The 13004-nt window shown below is 68.9% G+C and carries 14 protein-coding genes and 3 tRNA genes; 7 read left to right on the forward strand and 10 right to left on the reverse strand.

Translation table 11 applies throughout. The annotated features are described in order from the left end of the window. Positions 1 to 77: 77 nt before the first annotated feature. The 3 genes from J4E04_RS16490 to J4E04_RS16500 all read left to right on the forward strand — a co-directional run bounded on the left by J4E04_RS16490 (position 78) and on the right by J4E04_RS16500 (position 2083). On the forward strand, positions 78 to 872 hold the full coding sequence (locus tag J4E04_RS16490) for a DUF1206 domain-containing protein (RefSeq protein ID WP_056446809.1): 795 nt from the start codon (positions 78 to 80) through the stop codon (positions 870 to 872). A gap of 325 nt (positions 873 to 1197) precedes the next feature. Further along, positions 1198 to 1629, forward strand: a complete 432-nt coding sequence (locus tag J4E04_RS16495; RefSeq protein ID WP_056446805.1) for a MarR family winged helix-turn-helix transcriptional regulator — start codon at positions 1198 to 1200, stop codon at positions 1627 to 1629. A 31-nt stretch (positions 1630 to 1660) separates the two neighbouring features. Continuing rightward, on the forward strand, positions 1661 to 2083 hold the full coding sequence (locus J4E04_RS16500; RefSeq protein ID WP_027504250.1) for an organic hydroperoxide resistance protein: 423 nt from the start codon (positions 1661 to 1663) through the stop codon (positions 2081 to 2083). Positions 2084 to 2087: 4 nt separating this feature from the next. On the opposite strand, the gene J4E04_RS16505 is transcribed toward J4E04_RS16500, so the two are convergent. Continuing rightward, complete coding sequence (locus J4E04_RS16505) at positions 2088 to 2975, reverse strand: oxidoreductase (protein WP_056446802.1); 888 nt, start codon at positions 2973 to 2975, stop codon at positions 2088 to 2090. A 132-nt stretch (positions 2976 to 3107) separates the two neighbouring features. Here J4E04_RS16505 and J4E04_RS16510 point away from each other — a divergent pair, with 132 nt between their 5' ends. Beyond that, a complete protein-coding gene (locus J4E04_RS16510; protein WP_197027734.1) occupies positions 3108 to 3956 on the forward strand; it encodes a pseudouridine synthase in 849 nt (282 codons plus the stop codon). Here J4E04_RS16510 and J4E04_RS16515 read toward each other — a convergent pair. Then, a complete protein-coding gene (locus J4E04_RS16515; RefSeq protein ID WP_490149041.1) occupies positions 3898 to 4992 on the reverse strand; it encodes a hypothetical protein in 1095 nt (364 codons plus the stop codon). The two genes, J4E04_RS16510 and J4E04_RS16515, sit on opposite strands and share 59 nt — an antisense overlap. A gap of 70 nt (positions 4993 to 5062) precedes the next feature. Between J4E04_RS16515 and J4E04_RS16520 the strand changes: the two genes are divergently transcribed. The 3 genes from J4E04_RS16520 (at position 5063) to J4E04_RS16530 (ending at position 7031) form a co-directional block, all read left to right on the forward strand. Further along, the gene (locus tag J4E04_RS16520) at positions 5063 to 5524 is read left to right on the forward strand and encodes a hypothetical protein (protein WP_222627818.1); all 462 of its coding nucleotides are present in this window, start codon (positions 5063 to 5065) and stop codon (positions 5522 to 5524) included. Between the two features lie 81 nt (positions 5525 to 5605). After that, entirely contained in the window at positions 5606 to 6745 is a 1140-nt protein-coding gene (locus J4E04_RS16525) for a M4 family metallopeptidase (RefSeq protein WP_490149042.1), read from the forward strand. A gap of 1 nt (position 6746) precedes the next feature. Next, complete coding sequence (locus J4E04_RS16530; protein WP_027504254.1) at positions 6747 to 7031, forward strand: protealysin inhibitor emfourin; 285 nt, start codon at positions 6747 to 6749, stop codon at positions 7029 to 7031. Here J4E04_RS16530 and J4E04_RS16535 read toward each other — a convergent pair. The 8 genes from J4E04_RS16535 to J4E04_RS16570 form a co-directional block, all read right to left on the reverse strand. Continuing rightward, the gene (locus J4E04_RS16535; protein ID WP_490149043.1) at positions 6970 to 8418 is read right to left on the reverse strand and encodes a DUF4153 domain-containing protein; all 1449 of its coding nucleotides are present in this window, start codon (positions 8416 to 8418) and stop codon (positions 6970 to 6972) included. The genes J4E04_RS16530 and J4E04_RS16535 overlap by 62 nt on opposite strands. A 76-nt stretch (positions 8419 to 8494) precedes the next feature. After that, entirely contained in the window at positions 8495 to 9457 is a 963-nt protein-coding gene (locus J4E04_RS16540; protein ID WP_027504255.1) for a HAMP domain-containing sensor histidine kinase, read from the reverse strand. Then, a complete protein-coding gene (locus J4E04_RS16545; RefSeq protein ID WP_490149044.1) occupies positions 9454 to 10155 on the reverse strand; it encodes a response regulator transcription factor in 702 nt (233 codons plus the stop codon). The genes J4E04_RS16540 and J4E04_RS16545 overlap by 4 nt, the downstream gene beginning before the upstream one ends. A gap of 92 nt (positions 10156 to 10247) precedes the next feature. Next, positions 10248 to 11498, reverse strand: coding sequence for an FAD-dependent oxidoreductase (locus tag J4E04_RS16550; RefSeq protein WP_490149045.1), 1251 nt, complete (start codon positions 11496 to 11498; stop codon positions 10248 to 10250). A 104-nt stretch (positions 11499 to 11602) separates the two neighbouring features. Next, a tRNA-Phe gene (locus tag J4E04_RS16555) sits at positions 11603 to 11676 on the reverse strand. Between the two features lie 89 nt (positions 11677 to 11765). Beyond that, positions 11766 to 11839, reverse strand: a tRNA-Asp gene (locus J4E04_RS16560). A gap of 92 nt (positions 11840 to 11931) precedes the next feature. Further along, positions 11932 to 12004 (reverse strand) — tRNA-Glu (locus tag J4E04_RS16565). Between the two features lie 96 nt (positions 12005 to 12100). Next, positions 12101 to 12751, reverse strand: a complete 651-nt coding sequence (locus tag J4E04_RS16570) for a ScbR family autoregulator-binding transcription factor (RefSeq protein ID WP_027504258.1) — start codon at positions 12749 to 12751, stop codon at positions 12101 to 12103. Between the last annotated feature and the right edge of the window lie 253 nt (positions 12752 to 13004).

Genomic DNA, 13004 nt, shown 5'->3' on the forward strand with positions numbered 1-13004 from the left:
TGTAGCGCACGGCCGTACCGACGCACCCGGGCGGCGGAAGCGGACATTCTTCTCCCTTGACGTGGGACCATGGTCCGATGGCGATCGACACCTCTCGCGGGGACCGCATCCAGAACAGCACGGCGTTCGAGAGAGCCGCCCGCGCAGGGCATCTCGTGAGCGGAGTGCTGCACCTCCTGATCGGATACATCGCGGTGCGGCTCGCCTTCGGACAGGGCGGCAACGCCGACCAGTCCGGCGCGCTGGGCGAGCTGGCCTCCAAGCCCGGCGGTGCCGTCATGCTGTGGATCGCCGTCGTCGCCTTCCTGGCCCTCGCCGCGTGGCGCATTCTCGAGGCGGTGGTGGGCAAGAAGACCGAGGCCGATTCCGGCAGTGCGACCGATCGACTCAAGGCCGGTGCACTCGCCGTCGTGTACCTCGCATTCGCCTGGTCCGCGCTGAACTTCGCTCGCGGTGCCGGGCAGTCGACGGGTCAGCAGAACGCCGGGCTCACCGCCCGCCTCATGGAGTCGACGATCGGCAAGGTCGTTCTCGTCGTGGCCGCGGCCGTCATCATCGGCGTCGGCGCTTATCACGTGTACAAGGGCATCTCCACGAAGTTCGAGAAGGACCTCGAGGGTCACGTCGGGCGTCCGGTCCGGGTCATCGGCGTGGTCGGATACACCGCCAAGGGCCTCGCCCTCGTCGGTGTCGGTGTCCTGGTGGCCGCCGCCGTGCTGACCGCGGATCCCGGCAAGGCGACGGGTCTCGACGGAGCCGTCAAGACCCTGGGGGCGCAGCCGTTCGGACAGATCCTGCTCGTCCTCGCCGGAGTCGGCATCGCCCTCTACGGCGTCTACGCCGTCGTGATGGCCCGGCACGCCCGGATGTGACGTCCCGTCGGACACGCCACGAACCGCACGGGCTGTTCACAGCCTTTTCGCAGACGGGTGGTGCACAATACGGGGTATGAGTCTGGACCATTCCGCCGAAACCACCATTGCACCCGTTACCGACGGTCAGTACCCATCGGTGCCCATGACGCCGCTCCGACCCGCGCCCGCCGCCTCGCAGCCGCGTGACGACGCCTACCCCGGCGTTCTCCGCACCCTCGCGATGTTCCTGTTCGCACGCTGACGTCCGCCTCGATCGCTGCGATGGACTTTTGTCTGGAGCAAAAGGTTGTGCACAATTCAATTGTGCGCTACGTTCGGTCTTGTGAACGACGCGCCGACACTGGACAAGCAACTCTGCTTCGCCCTGTACTCGGCGTCGCGGGCCACCACCGCGGTCTACCGGCCCCTGCTGGACGACCTGGGCATCACCTACCCGCAGTACCTGGTGATGCTCGTGCTGTGGGAGCGGGACGGACTCAGCGTCTCGGAACTGGGCGATCGACTCGGCCTGGATTCCGGAACACTGTCCCCCCTGCTCAAGCGCATCGAGACACTGTCGCTCGTCACCCGCGAACGGTCAGCGGAGGACGAACGACGCGTCGAGATCCGGCTGACGGACACGGGCCGCGCCCTGCGTTCCGCGGCCGCGCACGTTCCCGAGTGCATCTTCACCGCGACCGGCCTCACCGAAGACGAGGCGACCACGCTGATCGCGCTCGTCCGCAAGACCACCGCGTCGCTTCGTTCCGCCTGACCCGTCCATCCCCACCACGAGAGGTTCACCCATGAAGACGCTGTACACCGCAGAGGCACTGGCCACCGGCGACGGACGCAACGGCCACGGCCGCACCACCGACGGCAAGGTCGACGTCGACCTCGCCGCCCCCACCGAGATGGGCGGCAGCGGCAACGGAACCAACCCGGAGCAGCTCTTCGCCGTCGGCTACGCCGCGTGCTACCACTCCGCTCTGCGCCTCGTCGCCGGCCAGCAGAAGGCCGACGTCACCGACTCCTCCGTCGGCGCGAAGGTCAGCATCGGCCCGAACGACGCCGGCGGCTTCGAGCTCGCCGTGGTCCTCGAGGTGACCCTCCCCAACCTCGATCACGACACGGCGCAGGCCCTCGCGGACAAGGCCCACGAGGTCTGCCCCTACAGCAACGCGACCCGCGGCAACATCGACGTGCAGATCACCGTCAGCGACGACTGACCGTTCAGATCGGGTAGGTGACGCCCGTGAGCTCGACCGACCTGGTCCAGAGCTCACGGGCTTTCGCCTCGTCACGCGAGGCCTTGTTCGATCCGACCTTCTTCGGGTGCCCGCTCAGCTCCTGGAACCCGTCCGGTCCGAAGTAGCCGCCGGACTGCAGCCCCGGTGCCGTCGCGGCGTAGAGCTCCGGCAGGCTTCCCATGTAGGCCGACTGGGCGAAGACCCGGCCGAGTGACATGAACGCGTCCTGCACACTCTCCGTCCGCCCCATCAACTCGGTACTCGAGTAACCGGGATGCGCCGCCAGCGAGAGCACGGGTGACCCCGCCGCACGCAGTCGGCGATCCAGCTCGTACGCGAACAGCAGGTTCGACAGCTTCGACTGCCCGTAGGCACCCCACCGGCTGTAGCGACGCTTCTCGTAGTTGAGATCCGACAGCTTCAGTCCCGGTACCTGGTGCATGAAACTCGACATGGTGACCACGCGGTCGGTGATCCTGTCCAGCAGGAGGCCGGTCAGCGCGAAATGCCCGAGATGGTTCGTGCCGAACTGCATCTCGAATCCGTCGGCGGTCCGCTTCAGCGGCAGTGCCATGACGCCGGCGTTGTTGATCAGTACGTCCACGGTGGGCGTGTCGTCGGCGAACTCCCGCACCGAGCTCAGATCCGCGAGGTCGAGTCGACGCACCTCGGCGCGCTCACCGATCTCGTCCGCGATCGGCTTCGCCTTCTCCACGGTCCGGCAGGCCAGCACCACCGTCGCGCCCGCGCGACCGAGTGCCTTCGCGGCCTCGGCGCCGAGCCCGCTGTTGGCTCCCGTGACCACGAAGGTCCGGCCGGACTGATCCGGTACGTCGGTCTCGACCCACTTGTGTGCAGACTTCTGTGCCATGCGCTTCCCCCCTGAGACTTCTCTCGGCCGCTCGCCGCGGCCGACCGCGTTCGAGGGTACCGGCGCACTACGCTCGATCCGGTGCCCGCACCGCTGCCGATCCGAGACGGTCTCAATCCGACGCGGATCCGCATGCCGGACGCGCCGGCAGAGCACAGGACCATAGTCGAGTACCTCGTCGCACGCTTTCCGCGCGATGCGGAGGCCCTGCGCGCGAAGGTGACGGACGGCGAGGTCGTCGATGCCGCAGGACGGCCCGTGCTGGTCGACACTCCCCTGGTCCCCCGCGCCGACGTCTACCTGTACCGGGATCCGCCCGTGGAACCCGAGGTGCCGTTCACCGCCCCGATCCTGTACCGAGACGATGCGATCGTGGTGGTGGACAAGCCGCACTTCCTGGCTACGACACCACGGGGGCGCTTCGTCGTGCAGACCGCCCTGACCCGGCTGCGACGCGAACTGGGAAACGACGCACTGTCCCCGGCGCACCGCCTCGATCGCCTCACCGCGGGCGTGCTCGTCTTCACCGCACGACAGGACGTCCGCCGCGCATATCAGGAGATGTTCCGGGAGCGCAGCATGGTCAAGGTCTACGAAGCGGTGGCCCCCGACTCGCCGATCTCGTTCCCGCACACCGTGATCAGCCGCATCGTCAAGGACCGTGGATCACTGCAGGCGACCGAGGTGCCGGGTGAGCCGAACAGCGAGACCGTGATCGAGAAGGTGCGCACGGTGGGCGACCTGGCGCTCTACCGCCTGCATCCGCGCACGGGCAAGACCCATCAACTACGCGTGCACATGGCCTCTCTCGGCCTGCCCATAGTCGGCGACTCGCTGTATCCCGTGCCGCGCGAGGTCGCCGTCGACGACTACCGGGATCCACTGCGACTGCTGGCGCGGAGCATCGAGTTCACCGACCCGCTCACAGGCGCACCGCGGCACTTCGCGTCGCAGCGGACCCTCGCGCTGTCTCCACCGTGATCCGGTGCGAGATCGCGGCGAGCGTCAACAGTCCGATCGCGAGGTTGGTCAGGGCGGCGAAGCCCGTCTCGGCGAAGTCGACGAGCGCACCGAGCAACGCGTAGATCAGGGCCGCCGACCGGAGTCGGTGCAGAGGCCAGAGGGACGCGGTGCGCCGCCGTGCGATCAGCGACGGGAGCCCGAGGGCGACCGTGACGCACGCCGTCACCCACAGGATGCCGCCCGAGATGGTCATCCGGTCGAGGGTGACATCGAGGTCGTCGCGCTCGATGACCAGACCGCCCGTGGCCAGTTGCGCGATGCCCGCCACGACCGTCGCGGACGCGGTGACCACCATGAGCCAGGACAACGCGATCGCCCAGCGCGTACTGGTCACGAACGACGGGACGGCGCGCGAGAACCACGCCCGCCGACTCGTCGGCCGGGACGGTGCCGGAACGCACCGACTCAGCAGGGTGTCGATGCTCGCGACGAGCTCGGGATCGGCTCCCGTCGTCCGCGCTCGGTCGAGCAGTTCGCGGGCCAGCTCCCGGCGCGATCCCGGTACCCCACCGACGAGTCCTTCCGACGCGATGGCGGCAGCGTTCGCGAGGCATTCCCGTGGCGTCGGTTCGCGGACGTCGCGGACGGTTCGTCCGACCACCAGGACCAGAACCACCGTCACGTACATGATCTCGGCGGACGGGCCGTAGAAGTAGTCGTTGTCCTTCGTCACGAACTTCCCGACCTCGTCCAGGAACAGACCGAAGCCGACGCCGCCCAGCAGCACGGCCGACGAGCGCGCTCCGAAGCCGAGGAACAGCCATCCGACGACGAGCGCCGTCATCATCAGCGCACCGCCCCACAGTGCGTGGGCGATGTGCAGGCTTCCACCGCCCACCTGCGGATAGTCGGTGAGTTCGAGGTAGGCGCGGGTGAGCAGGATGGTCGCGACCGCGGCGATGACGAACGACTCCACGGACGACGTCCCGTCGGCACTGCGCACGATCGGCGTCCGCACCCGCCGCGCACCCGCACCCCGCTGCATGATGGCCATCGTCGATCATGGTCATTCACAGGCCTCTTTCGCGGTGGAATGCGACGGTACGCCCGGTAAAGTTCGTCCGATGAGACTCCTTCCCGCCACGCTCGCCGCTGCCGCCACCCTCGCCCTGATCCTGGGTGGATGCAGCTCCGAGGATCAGCAGTCCGCACAGGACACCGCGAACAACGCCGCGGAATCGGTGGGCGACGCAGCTCAGGGCGCACTCAGCTCTGCACAGTCGGCCGCACCCGGCATCCAGTCGAGCGCCGGCAGCCTGGCCGACGATGCCGGCAACGTGTTCGACGACGCCAAGCGCGCGACCTTCGTCGCCGCCTACAAGGCGCAGTTCTCCGCGCTCTCCGAGGGAAAGTCCGACGAGGACATCGAATCGCTGCTCGGCAGCATCTGCCAGCAGATCACCGACGGCAAGGAAAAGGACGCCGTGGTCACCGACATCCGGTCGCAGGCCACCAACAACGGCAACGAGCCCGGTGTCGACGAGGCCGGTCGCATCTACGACCAGGCGAAGGTCGCCTGCCCCTGACCGCACGAGCTCCGCGAGGTGCGCGGGCTGTCGGTGATCGGGGTTAGCGTGGCGATCGTTCCCCTTCGGAAGGATCTCATCGTGGCCACCCCCGACCTCTCGCGCACCACGCCCTGCTGCCAGGGCGTCGTTCCTCCCTACCTTCTGCAGCGCCTCGCGTCGGCCCCCGCGGAACGCAGTGCCCGCCTGGACACCGCCCCGTCCGTCGCGAGCCGCACGCTGGAACTCGACGACGAGATGCGGCGCCGACGCGACTCGACGCGGTCCACCGTGTCGCCCACCGCTCCCCGCGGCGCCGTCGCGGATCGGCTGCAGCGCACCATCGCCGACGCGAAGAACACGCAGACTCTGCCCGGCGACGTCGTGCGTACCGAGGGCGGCGAACCTGTCGGCGATCCGGCGGCGGACGAGAGCTACGACGGCCTCGGCGTCACCCACGCCCTGTTCGCCGAGGTCTACGGATGGTCCAGCCTCGATGGGCAGGGGCTGCAGCTCGACGCCACGGTGCACTACGGCGAGCAGTACGACAACGCGTTCTGGGACGGCACCCGCATGGTGTTCGGCGACGGTGACGGCGAGGTGTTCACCCGCTTCACCGTGTCGCTGTCCGTCATCGCGCACGAGTTGGCTCACGGTTTCACGCAGTACACCTCACAGCTCGAGTACGCCGGACAGTCCGGCGCCCTCAACGAGTCGGTGTCCGACGTGTTCGGCGTCCTCGCAGAACAGCGCTCGCGTGGGCAGAACGCCGAGGACGCGTCCTGGCTCGTCGGAGAGGGGCTCTTCCTCCCCGACGTGCAGGGCAGCGCCCTCCGCTCGATGCTGGCACCCGGTACCGCGTACGACGACGACGTCCTGGGTAAGGACCCCCAGCCCGCCGACATGGCGGGATACGTCGAGACCACCGAGGACAACGGCGGGGTGCACATAAACTCCGGCATCCCCAACCGCGCGTTCGCCGAGGCCGCCGTCGCGCTCGGCGGGCCGGCCTGGGATCGTCTCGGACAGGTCTGGTTCGACGCTCTCACGTCCGGCAGCCTGACGCCGACCGCCGATTTCGCCGCCTTCTCCGCGGCGACGGTCGCGGCCGCATCGGCGCGGTACGGAACCGGGTCCGACGTTCACCGCGCCGTGGTCGGCGGGTGGACTACCGTGGGCCTCGAGCCGGCCGGGACGGGATCCGCGTCCGATGCGGCGGACGAGGCGAGCAAGAGGACGTGACATGGTCATCGTGGTGGTACGCAGCGGCGGCGTGGCCGGGATGACCCGCCGCGGCAGCGTCGACACCACGGCCCTCGGCGACACGGCACCCGAGTGGGAGCAGCTGGTCACTCGCGCGCTCCCCCTGTTGAACGGCCTGCCCGAGTCGTCGTCCCTCGCTCGCGACACCTTCCGGTGGCGACTCGAGATCGGCGAGCACTCGTGCGAGACCGGCGATTCGGCACTCACCGGCCCGCTTCGCGAGCTGGCAGAGCGCACTCTGCGAGAGGGTCGCTCGCCGCGATGACGGCGGCCTCACGGCGTGCGAGGTTCGCGTTCCACCACGGGTCGCTCCCGGGCTCGTCGACGATGCAGTCGCGCAGCGTGGGCGGCAGGGTCGACACGGCGGGCACCGCGTCCGCCGACAGCGTGCCGAGATAGTCGACGTCGATCAGTCCGGTCCGCTCGTAGCGCTCGACTGCCCGCTCCGCGACCAGCGCATCGACGTTCACCACCGCCATCACCAGCACGCCCAGCGCCGCCGTGCCGACGATCACCGCGGGCAGTAGGCGCGCGGACCAGCGCGCACCGGCGACGATGACGGCGAGCACGACGACGCCCAACCACACCTCGACGACCATGACCCCGACTCGCAGCCGAGTGAGACCGAACTGCTGCTCGTACAACGACATTCGGTACACCGCCGACCAGACGACCACCAGCGTCAGCACACACAGCGACCCGAAGGCGATGCGCGCGAGCACCCGGTCGCGCCGCACCTCGGCGTCGACCTTGCGTACCTGCACGGCGACCACGACGAGCACGCCGACTGTCACCGTGATCAGCTGCCAGAATCCCGATCGGGCGTGGTCCGCGAACGTCAGGTCGTCCGTCGTCATCACGTGGTCGTGTCCGCCGAACAACGTGGCTGCCTGCACCACCACGAACGCAGCGAACACGACGACGAGCGCGCAGACCGGCACCGCCCACTCCCACACCGGTCGTCGTCGACCAGCGCCGGGAGCGAGCGCATCGAGTGCCATCGCGTGACGCTTCGCGTGGGCGACACCCAGAATCCACAGCGCGACGCACAGAGCCACGACCGGCCCCAGCGGGTCGACGTCGACGGACACGGTCGGGATCACCGCGTCGACGAGCGAGGCGAAGCGATCGTCGGCACCCGCGAACAGCAGCGTGAACACGGTGACCAGCAGGGCCGTGCTCACCACGACGCGCAGCGTGCGTACCGCGGACCCCCGAGACGGGAGCGTCACCTGTGCGGCACCGGTTCCGAGCGAGCGGAGCACGGCTCCCTGCACCACGACGGGCACGATCGGCGCGAGCACCGTGGCGGTGAACGTCGTCGATCTCGTGGTCGACAGAGCCACACACCACACGGCCAGTCCGACGGACGACGCTGCGAGCCATTCCGAATCGCGGACGAACGGGACCACCAGCAGCGTGAACGCGGCGCCGATCCATGCCACGGACCAGCGCGACCGGTCCGGCAGTCGAGCGGCGAGGACGGCAGCGACGCCGACGGCGAGGTAGGCCACCGACGGCCGGTCGGTCAGTATCGCGCCGGCGACCACCCCGACCGCTGCGGCGGAACCCACGGCCCAGCGACGCGGAGACTCGGTGACGGTGCGGACCGGCGACTGCGCCGCCGGATCGGGAAGAAGGTCGGTGGTCATCGTGAACCTCTTTCGGGCAGGGGTGATCGCGCGAGCACCGGATGCGGTGTCACGTGCCGAGTGCGGACGGTGGGGGTCAGACGGGAAGAGTGAGCCGGAAGCAACACCCGGCGCCGACGTCGACCACATCGAGTGTGCCGCCGTGCAACTCGGCGGCCCATCGAGCGATGGCGAGCCCGATGCCGGTGCCGCCGTCGGTCGACCCGCCGCGGACGAACCGGTCGAACACCCGAGCGCGATCGGCCGGCGCGATCCCGTCGCCCTCGTCGACCACGTCGATGCGCACCGTGTCGTCACCCACCACGGCCGACACGGCCACTGCACCGTCGGGCGGACCATGGCGCACGGCGTTCTCGACCAGATTGGCCATCACCTGCCGTACGCGTTCCTCGTCGGCGGTCACCGTCGCACCGGGAGGCTCGACCGACACCGAGAACCGGGTCGCCGTGCTCTGGGTGACCACGCTGGTCAGGAACTGACGGAGGTCGAACGTGCTGCGCGACAGACCGAGTGCGCCACCCTCGAGCTTCGAGAGATCCAGGAGGTCGTCGACGAGCCGAGCCAGACGTTCGGTCTGCTCGAGGGCGACTCCCACCGTCGCCGGGGTCGCCTCCTGCACCCCGTCGGCGATGTTCTCGAGCACGGCCTGCAGCGACGCGATCGGTGTCCGGAGTTCGTGCGAGACGTTGCCGATCAGCTCCCGACGGTAGCGGTCGGCCTCTGCGAGGTCTGCCGACATCGTGTTGAACGCGACGGCCAACTGGCCGATCTCGTCCCGCGACGTGGCACGAACCCGGTGCGTGTAGTCCCCGTTCGCCATCGCTCGCGACGCTGCGGTCATCTCGCGCAGCGGCGAGGTCATCCCGTGCGCGACGATCTGCGTGACCACCAGAGCCACGACGAGTGCGAGCAGCAGCGCGTACCGGAACGGCTGCTGCGCCGCGAGCCAGAAGGTGCCCGACGCCGCGAACAGCGCGATCACCACCACCAGGCCGGTCTTGACCTTGAACGAGCGCAGCGAGTCGAGAGGGCGGATCATCCGCGTGCCCGGAACGCGTACCCGACGCCGTGGACGGTGCGCACGACGTCGGACCCCAGCTTGCGCCGCAACGCCTTGACGTGGCTGTCGACCGTGCGGGACGGCACAAACGTCATGGAGTCGTCGCGCGACCACCCCCACACGTCCGACAGCAGTCGATCTCGCGCGTAGGCCGCGCCCGGCCGCCGAGCGAGGAACAGCAGGAGATCGAACTCCGTGCGTGTCAGGTGGACCTCGTCGCCGTCACGGAAGACCCGCCGCGCGCGCTCGTCGACCCGGACGTCGTCGAACTCGTGCACGACGGTCGGCGACGGCGCGGGATGGCGTTCCACCCGGCGCAGCAGTGCGTGCACGCGGGCCACCAGGGTGCGCATCGAGAACGGCTTGGACATGTAGTCGTCCGCACCCACCCCGAGGCCCACCAGCTGGTCCGTCTCGTCCGACCGCGCCGTGAGCATGAGGACGGCGACGGCGCCCTCGGGGCGGGACTGGATGCGTCGGCACACCTCGAGACCGTCGAACCCGGGCAGCATCACGTCGAGGACCACCAGGTCGGGGTTCGTGCGGGCCACCGTCTCCACGGCGGCCGGTCCGGTAGACGCGAGGTCGACGTCGAAGCCCTCGGACCGCAGCCGTGCCGCGATCGCGTCGGCCAGAGCCCGTTCGTCCTCGACCACCAGAATTCGTCGTCGATCCATGAAACAGACCGTAACGGCATCATGTGCGGGTCTCGGGGACACGTTGTGAAGATTCCGTGGAGATCGCTCCGGCCCACGAAACGGACGCCGCGTCAGCCGAGCAGCCGCGCCACCTCGGCGGCCGCGCGACCACCCGACACCAGAGCACCCTGGATCGACGGGGTGTCGCGATGGTCGCCGGCGAGCAGCACGCGGTCACCGACCTGCAGCGATCGCCGGAGCGACGTCCCGGGTGCCTGGACCGGGAGCGCACGCCGCACGTCGTGACGCACGATCACCCGCCACGACGCGGTGGACCGACCCCACAGCCGATCGAGAACGGCGCGCACGACGGACGACTCGGCGGGACCGGCGTCGTCCAGCAGCGTGGTCGCCTGCACCAGGGTCTTCCCGGTCGGCGCGTATCCCGGTGCGATGGAGCTCATCTCGGCGGTGTTGACCACCACGCCGCCCGTCCCCGAGATGCGGAGGAACTCGTCGGATTCCGCGGCGTCGGCCTCGAACCACCACGTCGACAACCCGCGCATGGGAGAGGTCCGGGTGTCCGTCAGCTCGGTCGCGCCTCGCGCGTCCGTCGCCACCACCACCGCGCGGGCCTGCAGCACCGACCCGTCGGCGATCCGCACGGCGGGTGCCGCGCCGTCGGTGACCTGCTCGACGCGCGAGGAATACGCGATGTCGACCCCGGCATCGCGGGCGAGCTGCTCGGGGAACGCCTGCATTCCGCGGTTCGGCACACCGGGTGTCGCGAGAAGAAAGCTGCGGAGCACGAGCCGGACGTAGCGGTCCGACGTGTCTCCCACGCCGTCGGCGAGGACCCCGCTGAGAAACGGAGCCAGCAGTGCGGAGCGCAGCGGACCGCGGAGGCCGACGCGGTCCCAGTCGTCGGCGAGTGCAGCGTCGGGGGACGCGGCCAGGCGGCGCACCGGTCCGACAGCGGGCAACGCCCACCGCGCGGCACCGACGACGGCGCCCGGGTGCAGCAGGCCGAGGCGAGCCGCGGACCGCACCGTCCCGAGCAGCAGGCCCGGGTGCCGTGTCGGGTCGGCGATCGTGTGCGCTCGCCCCGAGTCGTCGACGATCCGCACACCGCGACCGGCGACCCGCAGATCGAGCGCGGACACGTCGACATGACGCTTCACGGCCGGGTAGGAGGGGTTGAGGAGCTGGAAGCCTCGATCACAGCGGAAGCCGTCCACGACGTCGGTGCGGATCCGTCCCCCAGGGGCGTCGCCCGCCTCCACGACCCGCACCGTGAATCCACGCCGGCGCAGCGCTCCGGCGCACCGTAGACCGGCGATACCCGCCCCCACCACGATCACGTCAGCATCGATGTCAGTCATGCCCTATCGATACCACCCGGGCCTCGGCGACCTCGGACGACGGGTCCGGAAACGAGAAGAACCACCTGCGCGGGCAGGTGGTTCCAGTCTGTGTTCATTCTCGGTGGCCAGAGCCGGGATCGAACCGGCGACCTTCCGCTTTTCAGGCGGACGCTCGTACCGACTGAGCTACCTGGCCGTGGGCACCCTCGCGGGTACCGGTGATGCTGTACTACTCGGTGCTGACGATCATCGCATCACTGAGGTATTGCGACCTCTGAGGTGTTGCGACCCTGACGGGACTCGAACCCGCGACCTCCGCCGTGACAGGGCGGCGCGCTAACCAACTGCGCCACAGGGCCATGCTGTGAAGCATGTACTGCGTGGAAGACCCTACTGCATCTTCGTCCTACTTCTCACCACTCCCGCTCCAGCGTTGTCACTCGCTGAAACGTACCCCCTACGGGATTCGAACCCGCGCTACCGCCTTGAAAGGGCGGCGTCCTAGGCCGCTAAACGAAGGGGGCCCGTCGAATCGCTCCGACCGTACCCCAACGGCGTTCCGTTGGGAGCTTGGATAGCTTAGGACACCGCTTCGGAATTTCACAAATCCGCAGGTGAGGCTACGTTTCGACGCTCACGGCGTCGACTCGGGGCCACCCGTTGACGCGCCACTTGTCGAGCCATTCCCGCGACGCCATCGCCATCAGGAGAACCTCGAGGGACTCCTCGAACAGCACCACCAGGTCGGTGTCCTCGGCGGTCAGATCGGCCATGTACCGCTGGCCGGCGAGCGAGGTCACCAGCACGCGGGTGAACATGCGCGGATCGATGTCGGGGCGCAGCAGACCGGTCTCGTGCGCCTCGGCCGCGAGCTTGTGGGCGGTGCGACCCCACACGGCGCCCGCTCCCTCGCGGATGCTCGCGTGGAACTCGGGCTCGACCACGAGACGGAACTCCGCACGCACGACGACGTTCTCGTCGAAGGACCGGGCGAGCTGGAAGATGAGGTTGTGCAGCCACTCGAGGGCGTCGACGCCGTCCGGGCGCTCCACGTCCATGATCGCGACGTACTTCTCCATCGCGGTCTGCAGAACGGCGCGAGCCAGTTCTTCCTTGGAGCTGAAGTGGAAGTACATCGCACCCTTGGTGGCGCGTGATCCCTCGAGAATCGTGTTGACCGACGCCGCGGTGTACCCACGCTTGCTGAACTCGTACGCGGCTGCCTCGACGATCGCGGCCCGGGTGCGTCGAGCACGTTCCTGCTGTGCCATTGCGCTGCTGCCTCCGAAATTGAACACCCTGAAGGGCCCTGATACTGAGTGAAGGGTAGCCGACAAACCTGAGAATCCCCTCGGACGTGGCCGCAAACATCGAGCTCGAGCGGGTTCGTCCGGCGTGTTCGGACGGCCCCACCAGCGTGTCGTGCGTTCCGATGACCGGTTTGTCGGATATATGCCCGGCCCGCGTCCGAATGTCGACCGGCGAGAATGGTGATGATTCATAGCGAATAGGTGAATGGTGAAT

The sequence above is a fragment of the Rhodococcus sp. NFXS4 genome (assembly GCF_058139645.1).

Bases quoted from the DNA above. Each gene is read 5' to 3' on its own strand.
- J4E04_RS16505 (WP_056446802.1), bottom strand. From the start codon at position 2,975: ATGGCACAGAAGTCTGCACACAAGTGGGTCGAGACCGACGTACCGGAT.
- J4E04_RS16550 (WP_490149045.1), bottom strand. From the start codon at position 11,498: ATGACTGACATCGATGCTGACGTGATCGTGGTGGGGGCGGGTATCGCC.
- J4E04_RS16570 (WP_027504258.1), bottom strand. From the start codon at position 12,751: ATGGCACAGCAGGAACGTGCTCGACGCACCCGGGCCGCGATCGTCGAG.
- J4E04_RS16540 (WP_027504255.1), bottom strand. From the start codon at position 9,457: ATGATCCGCCCTCTCGACTCGCTGCGCTCGTTCAAGGTCAAGACCGGC.
- J4E04_RS16520 (WP_222627818.1), top strand. From the start codon at position 5,063: ATGAGACTCCTTCCCGCCACGCTCGCCGCTGCCGCCACCCTCGCCCTG.
- J4E04_RS16510 (WP_197027734.1), top strand. From the start codon at position 3,108: ATGCCGGACGCGCCGGCAGAGCACAGGACCATAGTCGAGTACCTCGTC.
- J4E04_RS16535 (WP_490149043.1), bottom strand. From the start codon at position 8,418: ATGACCACCGACCTTCTTCCCGATCCGGCGGCGCAGTCGCCGGTCCGC.
- J4E04_RS16545 (WP_490149044.1), bottom strand. From the start codon at position 10,155: ATGGATCGACGACGAATTCTGGTGGTCGAGGACGAACGGGCTCTGGCC.
- J4E04_RS16515 (WP_490149041.1), bottom strand. From the start codon at position 4,992: ATGGCCATCATGCAGCGGGGTGCGGGTGCGCGGCGGGTGCGGACGCCG.
- J4E04_RS16530 (WP_027504254.1), top strand. From the start codon at position 6,747: ATGGTCATCGTGGTGGTACGCAGCGGCGGCGTGGCCGGGATGACCCGC.
- J4E04_RS16490 (WP_056446809.1), top strand. From the start codon at position 78: ATGGCGATCGACACCTCTCGCGGGGACCGCATCCAGAACAGCACGGCG.
- J4E04_RS16500 (WP_027504250.1), top strand. From the start codon at position 1,661: ATGAAGACGCTGTACACCGCAGAGGCACTGGCCACCGGCGACGGACGC.